The 22,534-nt window shown below is 71.3% G+C and carries 24 protein-coding genes and 1 pseudogene; 12 read left to right on the plus strand and 13 right to left on the minus strand.

Going from position 1 to position 22,534, the window contains the following annotated elements; genetic code table 11:
* Positions 1-45: 45 nt before the first annotated feature.
* From RBJ65_RS33170 to RBJ65_RS33180, 3 genes are read right to left on the minus strand one after another with little or no spacing between them, the layout of a single operon-like run.
* The gene (locus RBJ65_RS33170; RefSeq protein ID WP_306320211.1) at positions 46-1,107 is read right to left on the minus strand and encodes an acyl-CoA dehydrogenase family protein; all 1,062 of its coding nucleotides are present in this window, start codon (positions 1,105-1,107) and stop codon (positions 46-48) included.
* The gene (locus RBJ65_RS33175) at positions 1,104-1,367 is read right to left on the minus strand and encodes a hypothetical protein (RefSeq protein ID WP_306320210.1); all 264 of its coding nucleotides are present in this window, start codon (positions 1,365-1,367) and stop codon (positions 1,104-1,106) included. Before RBJ65_RS33175 ends, RBJ65_RS33170 begins: the two co-directional genes overlap by 4 nt.
* Before the next feature lie 46 nt (positions 1,368-1,413).
* Entirely contained in the window at positions 1,414-1,905 is a 492-nt protein-coding gene (locus tag RBJ65_RS33180) for a hypothetical protein (protein WP_306320209.1), read from the minus strand.
* Positions 1,906-2,058: 153 nt separating this feature from the next.
* Between RBJ65_RS33180 and RBJ65_RS33185 the strand changes: the two genes are divergently transcribed.
* A complete protein-coding gene (locus RBJ65_RS33185; RefSeq protein ID WP_306320208.1) occupies positions 2,059-2,694 on the plus strand; it encodes a YdcF family protein in 636 nt (211 codons plus the stop codon).
* Positions 2,695-2,747: 53 nt separating this feature from the next.
* Here RBJ65_RS33185 and RBJ65_RS33190 read toward each other — a convergent pair.
* Positions 2,748-3,680: pseudogene (locus RBJ65_RS33190) on the minus strand (LuxR family transcriptional regulator); the annotation flags it as partial.
* 83 nt (positions 3,681-3,763) lie between these two features.
* Here RBJ65_RS33190 and RBJ65_RS33195 point away from each other — a divergent pair.
* The 11 genes from RBJ65_RS33195 to RBJ65_RS33245 all read left to right on the plus strand — a co-directional run bounded on the left by RBJ65_RS33195 (position 3,764) and on the right by RBJ65_RS33245 (position 14,467).
* Positions 3,764-3,940, plus strand: a complete 177-nt coding sequence (locus RBJ65_RS33195; protein WP_306320207.1) for a hypothetical protein — start codon at positions 3,764-3,766, stop codon at positions 3,938-3,940.
* Between the two features lie 52 nt (positions 3,941-3,992).
* On the plus strand, positions 3,993-5,207 hold the full coding sequence (hemA, locus tag RBJ65_RS33200; protein ID WP_306320206.1) for a 5-aminolevulinate synthase: 1,215 nt from the start codon (positions 3,993-3,995) through the stop codon (positions 5,205-5,207).
* 60 nt (positions 5,208-5,267) lie between these two features.
* Complete coding sequence (locus RBJ65_RS33205; RefSeq protein WP_306320205.1) at positions 5,268-6,119, plus strand: TauD/TfdA family dioxygenase; 852 nt, start codon at positions 5,268-5,270, stop codon at positions 6,117-6,119.
* Positions 6,107-7,066, plus strand: coding sequence for a 3-oxoacyl-ACP synthase III family protein (locus RBJ65_RS33210; protein WP_306320204.1), 960 nt, complete (start codon positions 6,107-6,109; stop codon positions 7,064-7,066). Before RBJ65_RS33205 ends, RBJ65_RS33210 begins: the two co-directional genes overlap by 13 nt.
* Positions 7,063-8,286, plus strand: a complete 1,224-nt coding sequence (locus RBJ65_RS33215) for an acetyl-CoA carboxylase biotin carboxylase subunit family protein (protein ID WP_306320203.1) — start codon at positions 7,063-7,065, stop codon at positions 8,284-8,286. The genes RBJ65_RS33210 and RBJ65_RS33215 overlap by 4 nt, the downstream gene beginning before the upstream one ends.
* The gene (locus RBJ65_RS33220; protein ID WP_306320202.1) at positions 8,283-9,296 is read left to right on the plus strand and encodes an NADP-dependent oxidoreductase; all 1,014 of its coding nucleotides are present in this window, start codon (positions 8,283-8,285) and stop codon (positions 9,294-9,296) included. The genes RBJ65_RS33215 and RBJ65_RS33220 overlap by 4 nt, the downstream gene beginning before the upstream one ends.
* Before the next feature lie 42 nt (positions 9,297-9,338).
* Positions 9,339-9,893 carry a hypothetical protein gene (locus RBJ65_RS33225; protein ID WP_306320201.1) on the plus strand — a complete coding sequence of 185 codons (555 nt, stop codon included), beginning with the start codon at positions 9,339-9,341 and terminating at the stop codon, positions 9,891-9,893.
* Positions 9,890-11,725, plus strand: coding sequence for a phenylacetate--CoA ligase family protein (locus RBJ65_RS33230; RefSeq protein ID WP_306320200.1), 1,836 nt, complete (start codon positions 9,890-9,892; stop codon positions 11,723-11,725). The genes RBJ65_RS33225 and RBJ65_RS33230 overlap by 4 nt, the downstream gene beginning before the upstream one ends.
* An 11-nt stretch (positions 11,726-11,736) precedes the next feature.
* Complete coding sequence (locus RBJ65_RS33235; protein ID WP_306320199.1) at positions 11,737-13,002, plus strand: MFS transporter; 1,266 nt, start codon at positions 11,737-11,739, stop codon at positions 13,000-13,002.
* 236 nt (positions 13,003-13,238) lie between these two features.
* The gene (locus RBJ65_RS33240) at positions 13,239-13,940 is read left to right on the plus strand and encodes a helix-turn-helix transcriptional regulator (protein WP_306320198.1); all 702 of its coding nucleotides are present in this window, start codon (positions 13,239-13,241) and stop codon (positions 13,938-13,940) included.
* A gap of 29 nt (positions 13,941-13,969) precedes the next feature.
* On the plus strand, positions 13,970-14,467 hold the full coding sequence (locus RBJ65_RS33245; protein ID WP_306320197.1) for a YbaK/EbsC family protein: 498 nt from the start codon (positions 13,970-13,972) through the stop codon (positions 14,465-14,467).
* Here RBJ65_RS33245 and RBJ65_RS33250 read toward each other — a convergent pair.
* The 9 genes from RBJ65_RS33250 to RBJ65_RS33290 form a co-directional block, all read right to left on the minus strand.
* Complete coding sequence (locus RBJ65_RS33250) at positions 14,456-15,073, minus strand: LysE family translocator (protein WP_306320196.1); 618 nt, start codon at positions 15,071-15,073, stop codon at positions 14,456-14,458. The genes RBJ65_RS33245 and RBJ65_RS33250 overlap by 12 nt on opposite strands.
* A 23-nt stretch (positions 15,074-15,096) precedes the next feature.
* Positions 15,097-15,837, minus strand: coding sequence for a 2OG-Fe dioxygenase family protein (locus RBJ65_RS33255; protein ID WP_306320195.1), 741 nt, complete (start codon positions 15,835-15,837; stop codon positions 15,097-15,099).
* A gap of 169 nt (positions 15,838-16,006) precedes the next feature.
* On the minus strand, positions 16,007-17,026 hold the full coding sequence (locus RBJ65_RS33260) for an amidohydrolase family protein (protein WP_306320194.1): 1,020 nt from the start codon (positions 17,024-17,026) through the stop codon (positions 16,007-16,009).
* Positions 17,027-17,111: 85 nt separating this feature from the next.
* Positions 17,112-17,687 (minus strand): 3-hydroxyanthranilate 3,4-dioxygenase, encoded by a 576-nt coding sequence (locus RBJ65_RS33265; protein ID WP_306320193.1) that lies wholly within the window; start codon positions 17,685-17,687, stop codon positions 17,112-17,114.
* A 40-nt stretch (positions 17,688-17,727) separates the two neighbouring features.
* Positions 17,728-18,204: a RidA family protein gene (locus RBJ65_RS33270; RefSeq protein WP_306320192.1), complete on the minus strand. Its 477-nt coding sequence runs from the start codon at positions 18,202-18,204 to the stop codon at positions 17,728-17,730.
* The gene (locus RBJ65_RS33275) at positions 18,201-18,983 is read right to left on the minus strand and encodes a 2-keto-4-pentenoate hydratase (protein ID WP_306320191.1); all 783 of its coding nucleotides are present in this window, start codon (positions 18,981-18,983) and stop codon (positions 18,201-18,203) included. The genes RBJ65_RS33270 and RBJ65_RS33275 overlap by 4 nt, the downstream gene beginning before the upstream one ends.
* Positions 18,980-20,434 (minus strand): 2-hydroxymuconic semialdehyde dehydrogenase, encoded by a 1,455-nt coding sequence (locus tag RBJ65_RS33280; RefSeq protein WP_306320190.1) that lies wholly within the window; start codon positions 20,432-20,434, stop codon positions 18,980-18,982. Before RBJ65_RS33280 ends, RBJ65_RS33275 begins: the two co-directional genes overlap by 4 nt.
* A gap of 199 nt (positions 20,435-20,633) precedes the next feature.
* Positions 20,634-21,608, minus strand: coding sequence for a LysR substrate-binding domain-containing protein (locus RBJ65_RS33285; protein WP_306320189.1), 975 nt, complete (start codon positions 21,606-21,608; stop codon positions 20,634-20,636).
* Between the two features lie 58 nt (positions 21,609-21,666).
* On the minus strand, positions 21,667-22,470 hold the full coding sequence (locus RBJ65_RS33290) for a hypothetical protein (RefSeq protein WP_306320188.1): 804 nt from the start codon (positions 22,468-22,470) through the stop codon (positions 21,667-21,669).
* Positions 22,471-22,534 lie beyond the last annotated feature (64 nt).

Below are 22,534 nucleotides of genomic sequence, written 5' to 3' on the forward strand. Positions count from 1 at the left end.
CCATGATCATCGGACGCGACACCCAACGACCACCCACCGCCCCGGTCACGCGCGCAGCGCCGCCAAATGGGCGGAGCGGACCTCCGGCGTCTGCCCCTGCACGACGAGGAACAGGCCCTCCCTGGCCAGCCGTTGGGCGGGCTGCGACAGGCCGAAGGCGCGCCCGCCGCCCGCCGCGATGGCCGCGGTGGTGGCCGCGCGCATCAGGTCGTAGGCGCGGGTCTTGGCCGCGAGCCGGTCGTCGAGGCGCTCGGCGGCGGGGACTTCGTCGACGAGGGCGTACGCGTCGCGGCGCACGACATGGATGCGCTCGCGCAGCACCGCCGCCGTCTCCTTCGCCTCGCCGTCGCCCGCCGCGTCGAGCAGGTCGAGGGCGGCGCGGGCCACGCCGAACACGGCGGGGTTGGTGTTGGTGTTCTTCGGCCGGTCCTGCGTGGCCCACCGCTCGTACGGGAGCCGCACCGCCACCGCCTCGTCGGGCAGCACGAGCCCGTCGAGGACCAGGCCGACCGTGCGGGAGCCGGTGAGCGCGGCGAGTTGGAGCGGCGCGGTGGGGGCGAGCCCCGGCTGCTCGCGCGCTTCGGCGGCGGCGAACACCACCTCGCCGTCCTCGGTCGCCCCGCCGAGCAGGAACATGTCGTTCAGGCCCCAGCCGGTGTACCAGGGCACGCGCCCGTCGAAGCGCCAGCCGCCCGCGACCCGGGACGCCCGCACCGGCAGCTTCGGGTACGCGCGCAGGTGCGAGAACGCGATCCCCGCCAGCAACTCGCCCTCGGCCAGCGGCCGCAGCCACCGCTCGCGCGCCACTTCCTCGCCCGTGGCAAGGGTCCGCACCGGCGTGTGGTGCTGCGCCTGGATGAAGAACGTGGAGCAGCAGGCCCCCGCCAGGATCTCGGCGACCTCACGGCCGACGGCCGCCGGTGCGTCCGCGCCGCCGTACGCCGCGGGCGCGTTGACGCCCAGCACCCCGGACGCCTTGACGGCCGCGACGGCCTCGGGCGTGACGCCCCCCTGGTCGTGGGCCTGCGCGGCGGGAGCGAGGACGTCGTCGGCGAGGCGGCGGGCCGCCGCGACGAGAGCGTGGTCGGCGGTGGCGTCGGTGGTCATGCGGTGGGCTCCTGTTCGACGGTGCGGGGCTCGCCCGAGGTGCGTATCGGACGGTCGGCCCAGTCGAACACGGCGTAGCGGTGACGCAAGATGGGGTCCATGACTCTGGCCACCCCATCGCTGCGCACCGCCCGCTTACGGCTGCGCCCCTTCACCGACGCCGACGCGGACTCCCTCTTCGCGCTGCACAGCAGCACGTACGTCATGCGCTGTTGGGACTCCCCGGCGTGGCACGACAGGGCCCGGGGCGAACGCTTCATCGCCGTGTGCCGGAAGGTGGCGGACGAGGGCGCCGTCGCGCATGTGTCAGTCGAAGACGACGGTGTTGGTGTCCGGCGCGCTGTGCGGCAGCATCGTCGCCTCGCCGGTCGCGCCCTTGAAGTCGCCCGTGCCTCCGATCACCGCGGAACGGGTGGGCCGGGGCATGGTGTCCTCGTCCTTCTGGATGGGCTTGAACGCCTGGGTGAAGATCTCGCCCCTGCCGTCGATGACATAGGCGCCGGAACACATCGAGCCCACCGTCTGCTTCCCGGGCGCCTGCGCGGTGCAGTCGTAGTAGAACCGACCCACCAACTCCCCCGTGGCGTCGAGGAGTCGGGCGTCGCCGTCGAACTGCTGGCCCTCCGCGCCGCTGGGCTGCTCGTCCTCGTAGCCGAAGTCGACGGTCATGGTGGGCAGCGGGTCCGGCTCCGACGCCGAGTCCAGGGCCGAGGCCGGGGCGGCCAGGGCGCCGACCGCCGCGGTGACCGAGGCGGCCGCGAGGCCCAGGGAGCGTCCGAGCAGGTGGGTGGGTGTCATGAGGAGCCCTCTCCGTCGAGTCGGGTGCGGGTCACCCCGCGCGGTAAATACGCACGGTAGTTGAGTGACACCGTGTGTCACCGGCATCAGAGGTGTGACGGCGTGCCCGGGGCATCAAGGTGTGGTGGCCTGCCCGGGGCTTAGGGTCGCCGCATGCGACGTACGACGGCAGTGACGGTCACGGGGCTCGCCGGGGTCCTGGCCTGGGGCGAGTGGCTGAACCGGCGCTGGTCCCGGGCGCTCGTGGGGGAGGGGGACGGTGGTGGTGGCTCGGAGGTGGTGGTCGTGCTGGGGTTCCGCAACGCGCGGCGGACGGCGAATCTCGTCAACCGGTGGCGGGTTCGCGCGGGTGTCCGGTCCGCCGTCGCGCGCGACACACGCCTGGTATTCAGCGGTGGCGCGGTCGGCGGTGATGTCACCGAGGCGCGGCTGATGGCCCGGTACGCGCGGTCGGTCCTCGCGTACGACGGCGCCGTGGTCCTGGAGGAGGCGAGCGCGACGACCTGGGAGAACGTCAGCCACGTGATCCCGCTCGTCGAGCACGCCGACCGCATCAAGGTCGTCTCCCAGCCCGCCCACGCGCTCAAGGCCCGCGCCTACCTGCGGCGGCAGCGCCCCGACCTCGCCGAACGGCTCGTGCGCGCGGACGACTACCGGCCCGGCGAGTGGCTGCTCGCCAAACCGGTGCTGGCCGTGTACGGGCTCTGGACGCTGCGCGGTGTCACCGGCGCGCGGTCGTCGGGCTCGGGAAGCTCCTCGTCGAGCAGGCCCGACTTGGCGATCATGTAGGCGAGTTGGGCGCGGCTGCGGCTGTCGAACGCCTCAGCGGCCTTGGCCATATGGGTGGCCACCGTCCTGACGCTCATCCCGAGCCGGCCCGCGATGGTCTTGTCGGTGTAGCCGTTGACCATCAGCTGAAGGACCGCGCGCCGGGTCTCGTCGAGCAGTAGCGGCGGGCGGTATTCGTTCGGCGTGCTGGGCAGTGGGACGGCCCGCTCCCAGGAGTGCTCGAAGAGGCCGACCAAGTACCGGACCACGCCTGGGTGTTCGATGGCCAGCGCGACCTGGCGGCGCTCCGCCACCGGATCGGGGACGAAGGCGATCCTGCGGTCGCACACGATGAGCCGGTCGAACACCTCGTCCAGGGTGCGGACTTCGGCACCGGCGGCCGAGACCCGCTCCACGTAGCACAGGGTCGGCCCGTGCGTGCGGACGGTGTGCTGGTAGATGGTCCGCTGGCGGACCCCGCGCCGCAGCGCCGGCAGATCGCTGGCGAGCGCCGCCTCGAGGAGCTCCTGCGGGCGGCCGCCTCCCGGCTGCGCGGTCAGGAGTTCCTCACGGCAGGAGTGCACGGCGGAGGAGAGCGTGGCGCTGATGACGTCCGCGCCGCGGACGACCCGGATGGACGACGTCTCGTCGTCGCCCCGCGCGCTGCCCCAGTAGACCGCCTCCGCCCGGTGCAGGGAGGACCGGGCCACGCTGAGGGCCTGCTGCGCCTCCTCGATCGTCTTCTCCACCGGGCGCATCACCGAGTGGGCGGCCAGGCCCGGCGGAACCGCGGCGAACCGGCCCCCCGGCGTCCGCCGCAACAGCCCCAGCGCCAGCAGACATTCGGGACCTTCCTCTGATATCCCGTCCCCCTTGAGGGCCTCCGCGTAGAAGCTCAGGCCCTCCGCGCAGATCTCGGACACAGGGCTATCGCCCGCTATGACCAAGTTTGTGCACATATATCGATCCTTCATGTCCTGTCGTTGCACGTTCATGCTCCAGGACATCCCTTTGTCCGACCAGCGGCGGACCCCATGATTCTGGTCACGGGCCCGATCGATTCGGCCCGGCAGAAACCTGGGGGGTTCTCATGCGCGAGCAGCGCATTCTTCAGCACGCTCTCATCGGCCTCACGGCAGCGGTTCTGACGGTTTTGGGGATTTCCGTCGACGGCTCCGCGGGCGAGTCGTCCGGCGCCGAGAAGGCCGTGTCCGCGGCGCCGGCCATGGAGCAGGGGGCGTCGCCGGACGACTCGCAATGGGGCTGACGCGATCCGTACGCCCTTCCTCCGCTTCCACCCTTTTCCCGTAGGAGACGCCATGTCGGCCGTTCCGCTCGAATCATCGCTCGACTCTGTCTTCGTCGGGCTGCACAAGCGGCTGGAGAATCTGAAAGAAGCCGGGCTCTACCGGGAGTTCACACCCTGCTCCTACTTGGCGGCGGAGCCCGGCCACGCGATCCACCAGGGGAGGCGCATCCAGGTCTGGTGCACCAACGACTACCTGGGCATGAGCCAGCACCCGAAGGTCATGGAGGCGCAGATCGCCTCCACCCGGCGGCACGGCACCGGAAACGGCGGATCGCGCAACATCGCGGGAACCAGCGAGGCACACGTCGACCTCGAACGCCGGCTCGCCGACTGGCACCGGGCGCCGCGCGCGCTGGTCTTCTCCAGCGGATACGTCGCCAACTTCGAGACGCTGTCCACGCTGTTGACCGCGGTTCCGGAGACGGTGGTCTTCTCCGATTCCCTCAACCACCGATCCCTGATCGAGGGAATCCGATCTTCCGGAAACGCCAAGCACGTATTCCCGCACAACGACGTGCGGGCCCTGGAAGAACTGCTTTCCCAGTACGACATCGAGCGGCCGAAGCTGATCGTTTTCGAGTCGGTCTACTCGATGGACGGCGATATCGCGCCGATCCGTGAGATCTGCGATCTCGCCGACCGGTACAACGCGATGACCTACCTGGACGAAACCCACGCCATCGGCGTCAACGGCCCGACCGGCGCCGGAATCTGCGAGGAAATCGGGGAGTACCGGCCCACCTTCGTACAGGGCGTCTTCGGCAAGGCCCTCGGCACCACCGGCGGCTATGTCGCGGGACCGGACACCGCCCTGGACTATGTGCGCTCGCACGCTCCGGGATTCATCTTCACGACCACCATTCCGCGCTCGAACCTCGACGCGACCCGGTGCAGCCTCGACGTCGTCCAGTCCCCGGAAGGGGCCGAACTGCGCCGGGCGCTGCGGGAGAACGCGACCCGTATGCGGGCCGCGCTGCACGCCGCCGACATCGACTTCATCGACGCGCCGAGCCACCTCGTCCCCGTGCTCGTGCCGGGCGGCGAGCGCGTCAAGCGCATCTCGCGGCGGCTGCTCGACGAGTTCGGCATCTACGTCCAGCCGATCAACTACCCGTCCGTCGCCAAGGGCGGCGAGCGGTTCCGGGTGACCGTCGCGCCCTTCCGCACCCAGCGGCAGATCGAGGAGTTCGTCGACGCCCTGCGCGTCTGCCTCGACGAGTCCTGAACCGGAACCGAAGCGGACCCGAAGCGGTCCTTCACACCTTCTCACTCAGGAGAGACATCCATGGAGACACAGCGGCTGACCCCGTTCATCGGCGCCGAACTGACCGGCGTCGACGCCGACGACCTGCAGCGGCCCGAGGTCTTCGAGCACTTCCTCGGCCTCGTCCACCAGCACGAACTCGCGGTGATCCGCGGCCTGGAACTCACCCCGGCCCAGCAGATCGAACTCGCGACGAAGGTCGGCCGGCCGGTGCCGTTCCTGATGGCGAAATACCGGCACCCCGAGCACCCGGAGATCATGATCTCCTCGAACGCCATGAAGGCCAACCGCCCCGTCGGCGTCGCCCGGGTCGGCAACTTCTGGCACCAGGACTCCTCGTACACCAAGGACCCGGCGCCCTACACGATGCTGCACGGCGTCCAGGTGCCGAGCACCAGCGGCCACACCCTGTACGCGAGCGCCGCCGACGTCTACGAGCGCCTGCCCCAGGAGTGGAAGGACAGGATCGCCGGCCGGACCGCCCTGCACACCGTGACCAAGCGCCAGCGCATCTCCGCCGAGCACGTCGGCCTGTCCATCGCCGAGTTCAAGGAGCTGGTCAACCAGGAGTACCCGCCCGTCGAGCACGCGCTCGTACGCCAGGACCCGGACACCGGCCGCCCGTACCTGTACGGCGCCCCCGAGTACATGCACTCCGTGGTGGGCTTCGACGCCAACGAGAACGCCGAGTTCTTCGCGCTGATCGACGCGCTCATCCAGGACCCCGAGCACGTCTACACGCACCGCTGGACCACCAACGACCTGGTGGTGTGGAAGACGGCGACGACCTACCACGCGGCGACCGAGGTGGCGCCCGGCGTCGACCGCACCGTGCACCGGGTCAGCATCGAGGGCGGGCAGTGGGCGGCATAGTCGACTTCGACGTCGCCTTCCCCTCCGCGAGGGCCGACATCCGGGCGATGCACAGCGCCTCCGGTGTCGCCCTCGCGGACCTGGCACGGATCACGCACTGCGAGAGCTTCCCGGTGCTCGCCGACGGCGAGCGGTCCTGGGAGCTGGCGCTGCGCGCGGCCCGTGCCGTGCTCGACCGCACCGGCGTGGCGGCCTCCCGGATCCGGCAGGTCGTCTACGCCGGTTCGGGCGAGTGGGACCGGCCCTTCTGGTCCCCGGCCGCCAAGGTCGGCCACCTCCTCGGGGCCGAGGACGCCCACTGCTACGAGGTCGCGAACTTCTGCAACGCCGGAATGACCGCGATCCGGCTGCTGTGCGCGGCGGGCGCCCTGCGCGAGGACGAGTACGCCCTCGTCCTCGTCGCGGACCGGCTCAGCCGGATGGTGGACTACGGTGACCCGGATTCCAAGGCGCTGTTCAACTTCGGTGACGCGGCCGCAGCGGTGCTGCTTCAAGGCGGTGCGGGCCGTTTCCGGTTCCTGCACTCCGCCATGCGCACCGACGGCAGTTGGGCCGACTACTACACGGGGGAACCGGCCGACGGCCGCGTACTGATCCGGCGCGGCGCCCACCGCACGGGCCTCGCGGACGCCTACGTACGGCAGTTCACCGCCCTGGTCGACGAGAACCTCGACGCCGCGGGACGCACCCGGGACGACATCGCCCACTTCCTGATCAACCACGGCGACCGCGACATGCACGAGCGGCTGCTCGGCGCCCTGGGCATCCCCGCCGAGCGCAGTGTCTTCAACTACGACCGCCTCGCCCACATGGGCGGCGCCGACACCCTCATCGCCCTCGGAGACCTCCGGGACGCGGGCCGGCTGCGGCCCGGCGACCTGATCATGCTCGCCACCAGCGCCATGGGCTTCAGCTGGGGCATCACGACCTTGGAGTACCAGGAATGAAGATCCTCGTCATCCACCAGGTGCCGTACCGGAAGATCTCCTACCACCGGGGCATCGACCACGAGCGGCACCACGTGACGTACATCGGACACCCGCACCGGATGGCCGACCTCCCCGAGGAACTGCGCTGCGAGCGCCTCGTCCTGGACGCCGACGAGGACCTGGTCGACGGCATCCGCGCCCGCACCTCACCGGCCGACGGCTACGAAAAGGTGCTCGCGCTCTCGGAGTTCGGCATCACGGAGGCCTGGCACGTCCGCCGGCACCTGGGTATCGAGGGGCCCGACCTCGAACGTCTTGAGCGGGTCCGCGACAAGGTGCGCATGAAGGAGGCCCTCGCCGACTCAGGGCTGCGCTTCCCGCGCTTCGTGGCGGACCCGCTGCCGTGCCGCCCGCTGCCGTGGCAGGGCCGCACGGTCCTCAAGCCGCGCCGGGGCGCCTCCAGCGAGGACGTCACCGTGCACGAGACGGCCCGCGCCGCGCTCAGCGCCTACCGGAAGCTCCAGGACCCCGGGGAGTTCCAGTTGGAGGAGCACATCGACGGCGACATCCTGCACGCAGACGGCCTCGTCGTCGACGGCCGGATCGCGAGCCTGTCGGTCAGCCGGTACGTCAACAAGCCCGTCGACTACGCGTCGGGGACCCCGCTCGGCTCGCACCAGGAGGAAGTCCTGCCCCGGTACCGGGAGTTCGCCGAGCGGGCGGTGAGCGCCATCGGCATCGAGGAGGGCTCCCTGCACCTGGAGTTCTTCGAGACCGGCGGCGAGACCGGCGGGGGCGAGCTGGTCTTCCTGGAGGTCGCCAACCGGGTCGGCGGCGCGGCCGTCGTCCAGACCCACGAGCAGCACACCGGCGTGCACCTGCCCGCCCACGAGATCGCCGTCCGGCTCGGGCTCCCGCGCCCGCAGAGCGCGCCGCCCACCGGCCGCCACCACGGCTGGCTCGCCTTCCCCGGCCACCATCTGGACGTAGACGCGGGCAGCGAACGGCACATCGACGTGCCCGCCTGGATCCGCGCCCACCCGTGCGCCGACCGCATCCACGTCCTCGCCCCGGACCAGGAGACCCCGCGACACATCACGTACCAGGAGTGGGAGGTCCCCGTCTTCATCGAGGCATCACACTCCGACGCCGCGGAACTGCGCCGCTTCCTCACGGAGTGCGCCCGCGCCGTCCGCGTATCGACCCGGCCCCAGGTGGCGAAGGAGCGGGCGGCATGAGTGACACCGCACCCACGGCCCGCGCCGTCCAGCAGGTCCGCAGGCCCCGCGGCAGGCCCGTGCCCGAGGACTTCGCCGAGGTCGAACTCGCCCTGCCCGCACTGGAGTCGGGCGACGCCCTGGTGGAGAACCTGTGGCTGTCCGTGGACCCGTACATGCGCGAGTGCATGGACGCCGACTGGGACCTCGACAGCCCCCTCGAAGGCCGCTCCATCGGCCGCGTCACCGAGTCCCGCAGCCCCGAACTCCCCGCCGGCGCCCTGGTCTTCCACCGCGACGGCTGGCGCACCCACACGGTCCTGACCGCCGCCGACGCCCGGGTGCTGCCGCACTACGACGGGATCGCGCCGGAGACCTTCCTCGGCCTGCTCGGCGGCACCGGCCTGACCGCCTATGTGGCCCTCACCCGAGTCGCCCGACTACAGCCGGGCGAGACCCTCTACATCTCCGCGGCGGCGGGCGGCGTCGGCACCGCGGCGGGACAGCTCGCCCGGCTGCTCGGCGCCGGCCGGATCGTGGGCAGCGCCGGATCGGCGGCCAAGGTCCGCATGCTGACCGAACGGCTCGGCTTCGACGCGGCCTTCGACCACCGGGCGGGCCCCTCCCTCGCCGCACAGCTCGCCAAGGCCGCACCCGACGGCATCGACGTCTGCCTCGACAACGTCGGCGGCGCGCACCTGGAAGCGGCCATCGGCGCGATGCGCGAGTTCGGCCGGATCGCCTGGTGCGGCGCCATCGCGCAGTACGACGCGGCCGCCGCGCCCGCGGCGCCCCGCAACCTGTTCGACCTGGTCGAGAAGAGCATCCGGCTCGAAGGCTTCCTCGTCGCCAACCACCGCGACGTACAAGCCGAGTTGGAGGAGTTCCTGGTGCCGCACCTGCGCTCCGGACGCGTCACCGACCGGCTGAGTGTGACGGACGGCTTCGAGCGGACCGTGGACGCGTTCCTCGGGATGCTGCGCGGCGACAACACCGGAAAGTCCGTCGTGCGGCTCACGCCGCGCGGCTGAGCGAGACCGCGCAAGCGATCCTAACGAAGCCGGAGACCCCTCATGCCCTCCCCACCCTCGGGACTGCACGTCAACGTCGTCTCCCTCGGCACCACGCGACGCGTCTGCGCCATCTGGAAGGTCGCGGGCCCCGCCGCCGAGTCCGAACGCCGCTGCGCCTTCCCGTACGCGCTGCTGCTGCCCCGCCGGGGAGCGGAACAGGACTGGGCGGCCGAGCTCGCGCTCGCCGCGCTGGACGAGCGGGCGACCGGTGACGGGCCCGCCTGCGTCGACCTCACCACGCCCGCCGAGGGAGTCCGGTTCACGGCGCTGCGCCCCGGCCTGTGCCACCCGGACCTGATGGAGCTCTCCCGCGCGGCACTCGGCGGCGGCCACCGGGAGTGGACCGACCTCTCCCGCGACCGCCCCACCGTCTTTCACACCGCCGCGGCCCGGCCCTACACACTGCACCGGCACGCCGCCGCCGTCACCACCCACACCGAGGACGGCCCCGACCGCGTCCACGTCCTGCACCGCCGCCCGGAACACGTGCTGCGCGCCTTCGCCGCCGCACGCCTGGCCGCCCAGCGCCCACCCCACCAGAGGACACACCTGTGAGGCACTACCCCACCGACCTGCTGCTCGCCGTGGAACACGTCGAGCGCGCCATCGACCGCGGCGAACTCGGCGTGCTGCGCGCCGAGTTCACCCGCGCGGGCAGCGCCGCGTCGCTGCGCCGCTTCGACAGCTCCCAGCTCTACGAGGGTCTGGAGCGGCTCCTTGACGGCGTCTGCCAGTACCCCTGGCAGCCCTTGACCGACAGCAACGACGTGCTGGAGTACGGGCCCGTCGGCGCCGTGGTCCTGGACGACGCGTCGGTGGACGCGTCCGCCGACGCCACACTGCGCGGGCTCCTGCTCGCCTGGGCCCTCGGCAACCCGGTGACCGTACGCTCGGCGCGGCCCGCGCTGTGGACCACCGTCATGGACGCACTGCGCGCGGCCGGCGTGCCGCTGCCCGCGGGCGCCACCGCCGAGCCCGGGGCGGACGTCCCCGGCGTACTCGTCGACGTACCGGAGCTGCCCCTGGACGCGGTGCTCGCCCTCGACTGCACCGCCCCCTGGGCGCACGGGCTGCTGCGCCGCAGGCACCGGCCGGGCCTGTCGCTCGCGCGGGCCCGCAGCGAGGACTCCGCCCAGTACGAGGGCAGGATGGCGGCCCGCATCCGCTACCTCCTCGCCCGCGCCCGGCGCACCCCGCACTACGCGGCACTTCCGAACGTGACAGACACCTCCGGCCTCACCGCCCTGCCCGTACTGGACAAGGCCACCCTTGAGGCCAACTCGCTGCCCGCGAGCCGGGCGATGTGCGCCGACGGCGCGGCCACCGGTGAGGTCCTGCGCTCCGGCGCCACCGGCGGCAACCCGAGGTTCATCCGCTACGCGCGCGGCGACTGGGACAACATGGTCCGCGAGGCCGTACCCGTCTGGTACGACCTCGGCGTCGAACCGGGCGACCGCATCGTCAACACCCTCTTCGGCGGCGGCATGTACGGCGGACTGACCACGTCGTTCAGCGAGTTCTCCCGCATGCCCGTCGAGTGCTGCACGACGGGACAGTTCGTCACGGTCGACGATCTGCTGATGCTCACCGAGAGCTTCCGCGCCAACGTCGTCCTCGGCATGCCCGCCCTGATCCTGCCGCTGCTGCGCGACGCCAAGCGCCGCGACCCCGCGTTCCGTATCGAGAAGGTCCTCTACGGCGGCACGCCCATGACGGAGACCGACAAGGACTGGCTGCGCCGGGAGTTGGGGGCCCGCGTGGTCTCCAGCGTGCTCGCGGCCAACGACGGCGCCCAGCTCGGCCACCAGTGCACCCGCCTCGGCGGCACCCTGCACCACGTCAACGACGACTACAACCTCATCGAGGTGGTGGACGAGGACGGCGCCGTGCTGCCCGAAGGCACGGTCGGCGAACTGCTCGTCACCTGCCTGCAGAAGTTCGAGGGCCCCCTCGTGCGCTACCGCATCGGCGACAAGGGCCGCGTCGTCCACCACGACTGCCCGTGCGGGGTGTCAGGAAAGGTCCTGGAGTACCTGGGGCGCTCGGACGGCCTGATCCGCTTCAAGGGCGAGACCGTCCTGTACCGCGACGTACTCGACGCCCTGGCCGAACTGGAGGTCTCCCAGCTGCAGATCGAGGTCCACACCGAGGGCAGCAAGGAGATCCTGACCCTCCGCACCGAGTCCCCTGGCGCCCTGCCGCCCGAGCGCGTACGGGAACTCCTCACCGCCGAATTCCCGGTCCTCGGCGACTGGCAGGACTTCGACGCGTCGATCGACCTGTACGAGCTGAGGGTCGAGTGCCTCGCCGAAGGGGAGCTGCCGCGCAACGCGGTCAGCGGCAAGGTGAAGCCCGTCATCGACCGCAGACTGGCGGTGGCCGCCTGATGTTCCGCGACATGTTCCGCGATCACGTGGCCCGCATGATGCTCTGGGCGATCTCCCTTTCCAGCGTCGGCGTGGGCATCCACACCCTGGCCATGGGCCAGCTGCTCTACGAACGCACCGGCAGCCCGGCCGCGTTCGCGCTCGTCCTCACCCTGCAAGGAGTGGCCGCGTTCTGCGTGCTGCCGTTGTGCGGACCGCTCGTGGACGCCGTCAGCTCCAAGCGCGTGTACGCCCTGTGCGGCGTCGGTCGGGCCGTCACCGTCCTGCTGATCATCGGGCTCGCGACGCTGCCGGGCGACCGGGCAGTGCCCTGGATGGTGGCGGTGGCCGCGCTGCTCGCCGTCTTCGACAACATCGAGCGCTCCGCCCTGTTCAAGCTCACGGCGCACCACGTGGACCAGACCCACATCACCCGGTTCAACGGCCTCATCGGGGTGGCGTTCCAGGCGGGCGCGCTCACCGGCATGGCGCTCCTCGGCCTCATCCTGACGTGGGGCGGCGCCGCGCAGGCGCTCCTGGTCGACGTCGTCATGGCGGCCACCTGCGCGCTCGTCGTGAGCCGCGTCCGCCTCACCTCCGCCGAGACGACGGCGCCGCTGTCGGTGCACACCCTCACCACGGCGATGGCCGGCACGGTGGGGGAGTGGCGGCGCATGCTCGGCCGCTACCGCGCCGACAAGGCGGTCTTCGTGATGATCGCCCTGTGCGCCGCGGACTTCGTGCTCGCCCAGGGGCTGAGCACCCTGGTCATCCCGCTGGCGGACGCCGCGCGCGGCGGCCAGGGCTGGTACATCGCCGCGCTGGAGGCCACCTTCGCGGTCGGCATGATCAGCGCGTCCTTCTTCACGAGCCGGCTGGTGTCCCAACGGCTGCTGCCCGTATGGCTGCTCCTCCAGGGCGGCGCAGCGGCGGCGCTCGCGCTCGGCGGATCGAGCGCGGTGCACTTCCTGGCCTTCTTCCTGGCCGGCTTCGCCAACCTGAACAGCCTGACCTGGCTGCTCACTTCGCTCCAGCAGCGGGCCGAGGACGACGCCAAGGGCAAGATGGCATCCCTGCGGCTGCTCGCCATCGGCCTGGGCACGGCCGTGTTGATGCCGATGGTCGGCTGGTTCGCCAACTCGGGCCTCACGGCGGGCTTCTGGAGCCTCGCGGCCACCATGGCCGCCTTCGCCGTGGCCGGAACCTGGGTCTCCCGCACCTACGCACCACCGGCGGCCTCCGGCCACCCGGTGGTCCCGGCACCGGATGCCGGGGCGGCGACGGCGGAGTACACGTGATGGGGATTCCGTTACGGAAATCCGAGCACGGGGCCGTACGGATCGCCAGAAGTCCGCTGTGGGAGAGCCTGGCCAGCATCGGACTCCTCGCGTCCCCGCGGGGCCCCGTCCCCTGGCCCTACGCCAACTGGGCGGAGAACGCCCGGCGTTCACTGCACCGTTCGGAACTCGTGGTTCCCGGGTGGCTCCGCTCTCTGTACTCCGCGTGCGGAGGCACGCTTCCCTCGTTTCTCACCGTGGTTCCCCTTTCGGCGAAGTGCGACCTGGACGAGGAGATCGAGTCGCTGCGCGCGGTGTCGCCCGCCCGGGTCAGGGCGGAACTGGAGCAGTGGTTTCCTCAGGGCACACCGCCCGAAGTCGCCTCCCTGCACTGTGATCCGGAGGCGGCCGTCGCCGAGCTGTGCGCCTTCCTGCCACGGTATTGGCGAGCCGCGCTGGCTCCGTTCGCCGCGCCCCTGCGGGCGGCCACCGAGGCGGAGATTCTCCTGCGTTTCCCCGTCCTGGCGCCCGGGGTGTCCCAGTTGGTCATCGTTCCGCTGCTGTTCGGCCGCGGCGCGTCCTTCTTCGCCGCGGCTCCGGACGGCACGAAGGCCCTGTCCTTCCAGGCGAAGGGGGCCGCGGCCCTGGTCGGCGACGCACGGGCCGACCGGCGGTCCGACGTGCCGGGCCGCGGCGACCGGCTGGAGATCCTGCTGGGCCGCAGCCGGGCCGGCGTGGTCCGCGGCCTCGTCGCGCCCACCACCACCTCGGCGCTGGCCGCGACGCTCGGCCTCGCCCCGAGCACGGTGTCCGAGCACCTCACCTCGCTGGTGGCGGCGGGAGTGGTGCAACGCCGCCGGGCGGGGGTCCGGGTCCTGTACGAACTGGACGGCTCCGGGGCCGCGTTGCTCGAACAACTCGACAACCACCACAGTGTGGGCGGCGAGGCGCGCCAGTGAACAGACACCATGTGACACAGGAGGAACTGATGGGACCGGAAGACGCCGATGGAACCTACGGCAAACTGCTCGCCCTGCTCGACGAGCACGGGGCCGCGTACCGGGTGATCGAGCACGCTCCGGAGGGCGGGACCGAAGCGGTCAGCCGCCTGCGCGGGCATGAGCTCGGGCAGGCGGCCAAGTGCATCGTCGTGATGGTGAAGATCGGCAAGAAGGAGAAGCGGCACGCCCTGGTGGTGGTGCCGGGGGACAAGCGGATCGACCTGTCCGCGGTGAAGGCGCTTTACGGCGGCAGTTACGCGGGCTTCGCGTCGCCCGGAATCGCCGAGGAACTCGCCAAGTCGCCGAGCGGCACCATTCTTCCCTTTTCCTTCGACGACCGATTGGAACTCATCGTGGACCCCGGCCTGTTGAACCACCCCGAGTTCTATTTCAACGCCGCCAGACTCGACCGCTCGCTCGCGCTGTCCACGGCCGACTACCGGTCCGTCGCCGATCCCCGGGTGGAGCCGGTCTCACTGGACTGACGGGGTGAGTGCCAGGGCCATGCCCAGGCCGACGAGCACGGTGCCGATCACCTTGTTCAGCACGGCCTGCCGCCGCAGCAGCCGGGCGCGCAGGCTCGGGTTGGAGAAGAGGGTCGCCGCGAGGGCGAACCAGACGAGATGCGCGAAGGACATGAACAGTCCGTAGCCGAGTTGCTGGGCGACCGGGGTGTCGGCGCTGACCACCTGCGTGTACGTGCTCAGGACGAACAGCATGGTCTTGGGGTTCAGCGCGTTGGTCAGGAACCCGGTGCGCAGCGCCCCGGCCTTCGAAAGGCCGCCGCCGTCCGAGAGGTCGATGTCCACCTTGGCCTTCGTGACGAACGTCCTGTACCCGATGAACACCAGGTACGCGGCGCCGACCAGCTTCATCGCCGTGAACAGGGCCGGAGTGCGCGTCACCAGCAGTCCCACGCCGAGCATGGTGTAGGTGACATGGACGAGCACTCCGAGGGAGATGCCCACAGCCGCCAGAAGTCCCGCGGTCCGTCCGTACAGATAGCTGTTGCGGACGGTCATCGCGAAGTCCGCACCGGGACTGATGACAGCCAGAATGGTGATGACCGCTACGGCGATTATCTGACCCATTTCCCCGTTTTCCGCCTTCTATGTCAGGGCTTGTGGCGATAGGTGATCACCAGTACGTCACGCGAGGCGGGGGTCCCGGGATCCAATTGCTCGATGGGTGAGACACCATGGTAGACGCGTTCGTCATTGACGAGTGCGAGATCGAGGGTTTCGGCCAGGGTGAATTTCTCCACCGGGGCCTTCTCCAGATCGAAAATGGTGCTCTCGCCGCCGATGGCGTTGTGGCGGCCGATCATGGCCATCAGGACAAAGGTGACACCGTCCCTGTGCACCCCCTCGGGGGTCGGCCTGCCGACCTCCTCGCCGTTCACCTCGATGCGGAACTGGTGCGCCTCGATGTGCCAGCCCGAGTACGGGGCGAGCCGGCCGAAGACGCCGGCACCCAGCCTGATCAGGCTGTCCATCGTGCTGCCACGCAGGATCTCGTCCTCGAACGGCTCGTAGTGCCGGGCGACCCCGCCGTTGAGGTCGTTGAAGTCCAGCGTCTGATAGTGCGGCCGGTGGGCCTCGACCCGGTAGTCGTCGCTCGCCCGGGGCGCGCTCAGCGTGGCGTGCCGCCGGCGCCGGTAGCGGCCTCCGTCGGCCATGTAGCCGTCGAGCGGCATTCGGTTCCAGCTGTCCCGTAACGCGTCCAGATCGGCCAGCGCGTTCCCGGACCGCTTCAGGAGGAGCTCCTTCACCTGGTCGCCCGGGACCAGGTGGTAGCTCTTCCCGGAAAGGGATTCGCAGATGCCCTCAATTCCGGAAACGTATTGCGAATTCATTTGTCCCCCGTTGCCTTCGTGATTTCCGCCGTCCCTGATGATGCGGTTCGCCGCCCCGCGTGTCAACTGCGATCCGGGTCGCTCACCGAATTGTTCGCGCGGACGTCATCCAGGGCTGGTATTTAGTGGGAAGAAATCGAATCGAAGGGGTGTTTCGGCTCCGCCCGAATCAACGGTGGCGACTTTCTCCCGTCCCGTTCGGGGCGAAGAACGACTCCGCGTTTGCGCCGAGAATGCGGGCCCGGTCGGCTTCGGTGAGGGTGGGGCAGTCGCGGACCACCGCGCCGGGGTCCTGCTCGCCGAGGGGGAAGGGGAAGTCCGTGCCGAGCATCACCCGCTCGACGCCCATCACGTCCACCAACAGCCGCAGCGCGCGCGGGTCGAAGACGGCCGAGTCGACGAAGAAGCGGTCGGTGTACGCGGAGGGCGGCTTCGGTGAGTCGGCGCGCACGATGTCCCGTCGCCGCCACGCGTTGTCCGCCCGCCCCAGCAGGTAGGCGAACGAGCCGCCACCGTGACAGAAGCACAGCCGCAGGGAGTCCGGGAGCCGTTCGAACGCCCCGGACAGTGCCAGGTCGAGGATGGTCAGCTGGGTCTCCGCCGCCATCCCGGTCAGCCAGCGCAGCATGTACCGGTCCTGCCGCGCGTCGCCCTGCATGTCCCACGGGTGCACGAGGACCGGCATGTCCTCGGCCGCGCAGTGCGCCAGAAACTCCGTCAGGCCGCCGTCGGAGAGCGGGCGTTCGCCGAGGTGGTTGCCTATGTGCACGCCGCGGTGCCCGGCCGCGCGCGCCTTGGACACGGTCTCGCACGCCAACCGGGTGTCCTGGAGCGGCACTTGGCAGAGCGGAAGCAGCCTGCCGCCCGACCCCGAACAGTGGTCGAGGATGCGGGCGTTGACCAGCTCGCACCACTCGGCCGCCGCCGCGGGGCCGGCGCCGTAGCCGAACATCAGAGGCGTCGAGGAGACCGCCTGGCGGTGCACGCCGAGCGCGTCCAGCTCCGCCAGACGGTGTTCGGGTTCCCACAGCGCCTCGGTGACCGGCCGGTACTCCGTGCCACCGCTCATCATCATCCCGGTGCCGTCGCCGTGGACGCGCAGCCAGGGTTCGCCCGCACCCGCGAGGATGCGGCTCTCGGCTCGGGTCACGCGCGGGTAGACGTGCGCGTGGACGTCGAAGACAGTCAACTCTTGCTCCGTGGTACTCGGCAGGCCGGGGCGCGGGCCGGGGGCGATCGGACCTCAACCACCGGGCCCGTACGGCCTGTTGGGATCAGTTGCGGACGCGGGTGCGTGGGCGGAGTTCCTCGGGCCACTCGCGGCCCGGGTGGATCGCGGCGCAGTGCGGGCAGCGGCGGTCGCCGCCGAAGAACGCCTCGAAGACCGGCGGCAGGTCGTCGACGATCGATTCGAGCTGGATCTCGGAGCGGCTGATCAGGTGGTGGCACTCGGTGCAGTAGAACTCGATGCCGTCCACCTGCCCGGCCGGCCGGGCGAACTCCACGACCAGGCCGATGGAGTCCGGCTCGGGGCGCTGCGGCGAGTGCCGGACGTGCGGGGGCAGCAGGAACACATCACCCTCGTTGATCTGCACGTCGACCGGCGGCTTGCCCTCCTCCTCCATGACCCGCAGCACCATGTTGCCGCGCAGTTGGTAGAAGAACTCCTCGATGGAGTCGTCGTGGAAGTCGGTGCGCTGGTTCGGGCCGCCGACGACGGTCACCATCAGGTCGGCCTCCCGCCAGATCTGGATGTTGCCGACCGGCGGGCGCAACTGGTCGCGGTGCTCGTCGATCCAGCGCTCGAAGTTGAAGGGGACTCCGTTGCTGAGCTTCGGCAGGACTGCCATGGTGGCGCTCCTCATCACTGTCCGGTCTGCTGCGACCGGGTCACTTTCCGGCGCTGCGGGTCTGGGGGATGTGCGCGGTGCACGCGATCTCGATCAGCAGGTGCGGGTGCGGCAGTTGGTGCACGGCCACCGTGGTGCGGGCCGGACCGGTCTCGTCGAAGAACTCGGCGTAGACCTCGTTGTAGCCGCCGAAGTCGTTCATGTTCACGAGGTACGAGGTGACGTTGACGACGTCGGCCAGGCCGCCGCCGGCCGCTTCCAGGAGGTCGCGGATGTTCTCGACGACCGCCCGCGTCTGCTCCCGGATGTCGAGGCTGGTGGTGCCCATCGCGTCGGCGGACGCCCCGGCGAAGGTACCGTCGGGCCGCCGCGAGCTGGTGCCGGAGACGAAGACGAGGTCCCCGGCGCGGCGCAGGTGCGGGAACCGGCCGCGCGGCTTCGCCTTGCCGGTGACCAACAGCGCGTCGGAGGTGCCTTCCTGACGAGTCGTCGAAGTCGTCGGGGAATCCGGAGTCATCGGGTCGCCGCCTCCACACACCCGAGACGGTCCGCCTCGACACGCACCCGCGCGCCGCGAGGCAGCGGCACGGCCGCGGTCGCCGCCCCGGCCAGCACGATGTGTCCGGGCTCAAGGGCGGTCCCGGCCGCCCCGGCAAGGCGCGCCGCGGCGGCCAGCGAGCGCAGCGGATCGCCGAGGATCGCGGCGGACGAGCCGGTGGCGGCGGTCTGCCCGTCGATCTCCACCCGCAGCCCCAGGTCGGCCAGGTCCACGTCCGCCGACGGCGCGTGCCACGGGCCGCAGCCGAACGCGGCGGCCGACGCGTTGTCGGCGATCACGTCCGGGAGCGTGAAGTCGAAGCCCTCGTAGCGGGAGTCGAGCACCTCGTACGCGGCACACACCCCGTCCACCGCCCGCGCCGCCTCCTCGGGGGAGACAGGACCGGAGAGCCGGTGGCCGATCCGGAAGGCGATCTCGGGCTCGATCCGCGGGTGGACCAGCGCGGACGCGTCGAGCACGTTCCCGTCCGCGACCCGCATCGCCGTCGAGAGCAGGCCCCAGATGACGTCGTCGATGCCCATCTGCGCCATCTTCGCCCGGCTCGTGAAGCCCATCTTCACGCCCGCCGCGCTCTCACCCCTGGCCAACCGGCGTGCGAACACGGCGCGTTGCACGTCGTACGCCTGCTCCACCGTGATCGGCGCGCGGTCGCTGGGGCGGGCGGTCAGTCGGCCCTCCCGGGCCGCGTCGTCCAACTCGGCGGCGAGCGCCGCCGTGTCCACCGTGGATGCCGTCATCGGGACACCTCCTCGTCGATCGCGACGCACACGTTCACCGGCTCCGAGAAGAAGTCCAGCGAATGCCCGCCGCCCTCCCGGCCGATCCCGGACGCCTTCGTCCCGCCGAAGGGGACGCGCAGGTCGCGCAGGTTCCAGCAGTTCACCCACACCGTGCCGACGTCGATCCGGGGCGCGACACGGTGCGCGCGCGACAGGTCCCGCGTCCACACGGTGGCGGCGAGCCCGTACCGGCTGTCGTTGGCGAGGCGCAGCGCCTCCTCCTCGGTGTCGAACGGCGCCACGTGACACACCGGACCGAACACCTCCTCGCGTACGGCGCGGGCCTCGGGCGGCAGCCCGGTGAGCACGGTCGGCTCGACGTAGAAGCCGCCGTCGCGCTCGTCGCCGAACTTCGGCGCGCCGCCGCCCGCGCGTACCGTCGCCCCTTCGCGCACCGCCAACTCGTAGGAGGACAGCACCTTGTCGCGGTGGGCGGCGGAGATCATCGGCCCGTAGCCGGTCAACGCACGCGCCTGCTCGGCGAGGCGCGCCGTGAACTCATCGAACACCGACCGCTCCACGTACACGCGCTCCGTGCACAGGCAGATCTGACCGGAGTGCGTGAACGCGGAGCGGACCGTGCCCGCGACGGCCGCGTCGAGATCGGCGTCCGCGAACACCAACGCCGGGTTCTTTCCGCCGAGTTCGAACGACACCGGCGTGACATGGTCCGCCGCCGCGCGCATGATCGCCGAACCGGTCGCCGACTCACCGGTGAACGCGATGGCGTCGACGCCCGGGTGCGCGGTGAGGAACTCCCCGGCGGCGCCGGGGCCGTGGCCGTGCAGCAGGTTGAACGCCCCGTCCGGCAGCCCCGCTTCGCCGATCGCGGCGGCCAGCAGGGTCGCGGTGGAGGGTGTCTCCTCGGACGGCTTGGCGACGACGGTGTTCCCGGCGGCCAGCGCGGGAGCCACCTTCCACGTGAGCAGCAGCAGCGGCAGGTTCCACGGCGAGACGACCGCGACCACGCCGAGCGGCTTGCGCACGGTGTAGTTCAGTGCCTGCCCGGCGCCGCCGCTCCAGCCCGGTACGTCGGTGGCCCAGGCGTGTTCGGGGCGGCCGTACAACAGGTCCGCGTAGGCACGGAAGTTGCCGATCGCGCGGGGGATGTCCACCGTGGCCGCGAGGTCGCACGGCTTGCCGGTGTCGGCGGCCTCGGCGTCGACGAACTCGTCGAACCGCGCGTCGATCGCGTCGGCGATCCGGTGCAGCGCGGCGGCGCGCTCCTGCGGCGCGGTGGCTCCCCAGGGGCCGTCCGCCGCGGCGCGGGCGGCGGCGACCGCGGCGTCCACGGTCGCCGCGTCGGCTTCGGGTACGCGGCCGGTCTCGGTGCCGTCCACGGGGTTGATGAGGGGGAATGTCCCGCCGTCGTCCGGCGGCAGGAACGCTCCGCCCACGTAGTGCGACATACGCATCCGCACGGTTCGCCTTTCCGTCACGCGCCTTGGGGTGTGGGGTTCTCGTTTCGGCGCGGAGCACGGCGGCGGCGTTTCGCCCGGCCGTGATCCGCGTCCCCCTGACGGGGCGCGCTGTCACCCGTCGTCAAGCTGCGCACTCAGCCTGCGGCGGCCGGGCCATGCCCGTCCAATGCCCTTTGAGGGGCCGGGCTTAGCCGTTTGGGCATAGCGCCCGGTGGGGCGGGGTCGGGTCCTGCGGTGCGGCACCCGTGAGCCGGTCCGCCGCCTCCCGCAACGCGCCCATCAGCGCCTTCGCCGAAGGCCCCATCGGCCGCTGCGCCGCCGTCGTCACACCCACCCGGTGGCCGATCCGGCCCAACTCCACGGGCAGCGCCGTCAGCCGTGGGTCGTCCCGGCCGATGAGACCCGGCAGCACCGCCACCATGTCGGTCTCCAGAAGCAGCTGCCGCACCGTCAGGTACGAGGTGCACTCCACCCGTTCCTCCGGCAGCTCAAGCTCGGAGCGGGCCACGCACTCCTCCAGCTCGCGCCGCAGCACGGTCTCGGTGCCCGGCAGGATCCACGGGTGTGCGAGCAGGTCCTCCAGCGTGGGCCGGTCCATGCGCGCCGCCGGATGCCCCGCCCGAACCACCACCCGTACCGACTCCTGGTACAGCGTCCGGCTGACCGTCCCCGTCGCCGAAGGGCCCACAAGGCGGCCCACGATCGCGTCGAGCCGGCCCGCCTCCAGGTCCACGAGAAGTGTCTCCGGCGTCGCCTCCCGCACCGACACCGTGAGGCGCGGATGGTGGGCCTTGAGGGCCGCGATGGCGCGCGGCAGCAGCAGGTTGGAACCGGCGAGGTGGGTGCCCACGGTCACCGTGCCGCGATCGGCGTCGGCGATCTCCGACACATGTCGCGCCGCCTGCGTGAGTTGCGCGAGGACCGCTCGGGCGTGTTCGGTGAAGGCGGTGCCGAACACCGTTGGTGTCACCCCGCGCGGGCCGCGCTCGTACAGCTCCACACCGAGGATGGCCTCCAGATCGTGCAGGCCACGTGTCACCACCGGCTGAGTCACATGCAGCGCGGCGGCGGCCGCCACCACACTGCCCTGCTCGGACAGGGAGTCGACGAGGATCAGATGACGCAGCTTGAGGCGGCCGTCAAGCAGCCGGGGAAGGTCCATAAAGGCGCACCGTAATGCCGTACGAGGTGTCTACGGAAGGGGTGGTATGCCCCGATGGCTATACCCCCTGGGGGAACAGGCATTGGCGCACCCCCGGCGACGCCCGGAACCATCGGCGCACACGGCCGACCTGCCCGGTCGGCCGAAACCCCGATGCGGACCCATCCGGGAGGCCCGCATGAGCCCCAGGCGCACCCTGATCACCGGCGGCCAGGTGGTCACCATGGACCCCGCACTCGGCGACCACCCCGAGGGCGCCGTGCTGATCGAGGACGGCCGCATCGCCGCCGTCGCCGCCCGCGCCGACGAGTTGGACGGCGCCGACGCCGAACGCGTCGACGCCCGCGGCGGCATCGTCCTGCCCTGCCTGATAGACAGCCACCGGCACACCTGGATGGCGCTGCTGCGCGCCGCGTCCGCCGACCAGTCGCTGCCGGAGTTCCTCGCCACCACGTTCTACGGCATCGGCTCCCTCGTCCGCGCCGAGGACCTGCACGCCGCCTCCACGGTCGGCGCCCTGGAAGCCCTCGACGCGGGCGTGACGACGATCCTGGACTGCTGCGACTGCGTCAATTCCCCCGACCACGCCCGCGCGGGCGTCGAGGCGCTGCGCGCGGCCGGGATCCGACACACGTACGCCTACGGCATGCAGGAGTACGACGTCCGGCCGCCCGCCTTCACCGCCCACACGCAGCGCGTCGACGACGCCCGCGCGCTGCGCGCGGAACTGTTCCCCGGCGACGACCCGCGGTCCCTGTCCCGGATGGGCGTCCTCTACAGCGACTTCGGTACGGTGCCGTTCGCGGCCACCGCCGCCGAGATCCGCCTCGTCCAGGAACTCGGCATCCTCGGCGCCTCGCACACCGGCGCCGCCACCTCTGCGTGCCGCCCCGGTCCTGGTTCCGTGAGGGTGGGGCGGCCGGCTG

This window comes from Streptomyces sp. KL109B, from assembly GCF_030766935.1.
GTDB lineage: Bacteria > Actinomycetota > Actinomycetes > Streptomycetales > Streptomycetaceae > Streptomyces.